Consider the following 1,889-nt stretch of genomic DNA (forward strand, 5'->3'; position numbering starts at 1 on the left):
GAGGAGCCCATGTCCTCCTGGAGGCCGGGACATTGGAGCGCGCCCCGGCCGGTGCCGCGCTGGTCGTACATGACCAGCCGGTAGTCCTTGAGGACCGGTTCCAGCTTTCCGGCGGTGCGCTTCATCGCCGGGACGCCGGGCTGGCCGGGGCCGCCGGTGAGGAACAGCAGGTCGCCCTTGGGCGCGGTGGTGTTGCCGGTGACGGCCACCGCGAGGTCGAGGGTGCCGGGGACGGTACCGCCGTGGTCGAGCGGGACGGTGAGGGTCCCGCAGGTGAACTCGGGCGCGTCCGGGCAGGGGGCCTGACCGGTGATCCGGCCGCCGGCTCCGGTGGAGGCGGAGGCGGAGGCGGAGGCGAGGGCGGGGGTGGCCAGGGTGGTGCCGGCGACCACCGCGACGGCGGCCAGCAGGGCGGCTAAACGGCCGCGTGTGCTCGTCATGTTCGTCCTTCCACTCGTGCCGCGCCGGGCCGGCGCGGTCACGGAACCAGCCTGCGCCCCACGGTACTTCGATGACGGGCGACACGGCGGGGGCCCGCCGGAAACGAACCCGCCGGAACCAACTCCGCTCCGTGGCGACCGAGATGAGCGCGCGGGACGCCCGCGCGGGACGCCGTGACCGCGGGGCGAACCGGTGCGCCGGGCCGGCTGGAGCGGTCGCCACGGACGACGGCCCCGACCGCGAACCCCCCGGCCGCCGCTGCTCGGCGCCCGGGCCGGCGACCGGCAGCCCGTCACCGCCGGCGAGTCGGGGGCCGCCGTCTACCGCAGTGCGGACGCCGACGCGTACGCCGAGTGCGTGGTCGCCGCGGACGCGGCCGCCCTGGAGACCGAGCGCGACCGGCTCGCCCGGCTCGCCGACCGGGACGTACCGGGACCGCGGGTGCTCGACCGGCGCCGCGACGACACGGGCGCCTGCGCTTCTACCTCCACCTCGCCCCGCTCACCTGGGGCTGACGGCGCCCCGCCCCGGCCCGGCCCGGACCCCGGCTGCGGGCGAGGCTGTCACCGCCGGGCCCGCAGCACGTCGATCTCGCAGCCCGGCGCGGACGGGTCGAAGCCGTGCTCGGCCAGCCAGCGGACCGCGATCAGGCTGCGCAGCGACCACCAGGCGTGGATGACGTCGAGGTCGACGTCGGTGCCGTAGCCGGCGAGGACGTCGCCGAGGTGCTCCTCGTGTCCGAGCGTCAGGACGGCGAGGTCGAACAGGGCGTCGCCCCGGCCCGCCTCGGACCAGTCGATCACGCCGGTGACCTCGTCGCCGTCCACGAACACGTGGGAGAGCTGGAGGTCTCCGTGGACGAACGCCGGTGTCCACGGCCGGAGCGCGGCCTCGGCGACCCGGCGGTTGCGCGTGACCAGGTCGGCGGGCAGGACCTCGTTCGCGACGAGCCACGCGCACTCGCCGTCGAGCCGCTCGGCGAGCTCGTCGACGCTCGGGCCGGGCCAGGGCGGCAGCGGCGCGTCGTGCAGGGTCCGCGCGGCGGCACCGGCCGCCGCCCACGCCGCGGGCGAGGCGGTCGACGGCTCGCCGAGCCGGCCCAGCGCCGTGCCGGGGAGGGCGGCGAGCGCGAGGACGGGCGGCTCGCGCCACAGGACCCGCGGTGTCGGAATCGGCGCGATGGCCATGGCCTCGACCTCGACGTCGGTGCGCGCCCGGTCGGCGTCGATCTTCAGGAACACGTCGCCGACGCGCAGGGTCGCGCGTTCGGTGTGGGCGACGACGACTTCGACTTCCTCCATGGCGACCATTGTCGGGGGAACGACCGCCGATGTCCCCGGGTTTTCCGGGTGCGGGTGCGGGTGCGGGTGTTCGCCGGCTCCGGCCCCGGCGTCGCGGCCCCGCTCTGCCTTTGCTTCCCGTCTCGGCGTCCTTCCGCTTCCCGCTCG

At 76.5% G+C, this 1,889-nt stretch carries 1 protein-coding gene and 2 pseudogenes; 1 reads left to right on the forward strand and 2 read right to left on the reverse strand.

All coding sequences use genetic code 11. The features are described 5' to 3' along the window. Positions 1-392 (reverse strand): annotated as a pseudogene (locus AB0E96_RS40715) (hypothetical protein); the annotation flags it as partial. 307 nt (positions 393-699) lie between these two features. Here AB0E96_RS40715 and AB0E96_RS40720 point away from each other — a divergent pair. Next, positions 700-891, forward strand: a pseudogene (locus AB0E96_RS40720) (APH(3'') family aminoglycoside O-phosphotransferase); the annotation flags it as partial. A gap of 113 nt (positions 892-1,004) precedes the next feature. Here AB0E96_RS40720 and AB0E96_RS40725 read toward each other — a convergent pair. Further along, positions 1,005-1,742 (reverse strand): phosphotransferase, encoded by a 738-nt coding sequence (locus tag AB0E96_RS40725; protein WP_359831840.1) that lies wholly within the window; start codon positions 1,740-1,742, stop codon positions 1,005-1,007. Between the last annotated feature and the right edge of the window lie 147 nt (positions 1,743-1,889).

The organism is Kitasatospora sp. NPDC036755 (genome assembly GCF_040636595.1).
Taxonomy (GTDB): Bacteria; Actinomycetota; Actinomycetes; order Streptomycetales; family Streptomycetaceae; genus Kitasatospora.

Coding starts and splice junctions, on each gene's coding strand:
- AB0E96_RS40725 (WP_359831840.1), bottom strand. CDS start 1,742: ATGGAGGAAGTCGAAGTCGTCGTCGCCCACACCGAACGCGCGACCCTG.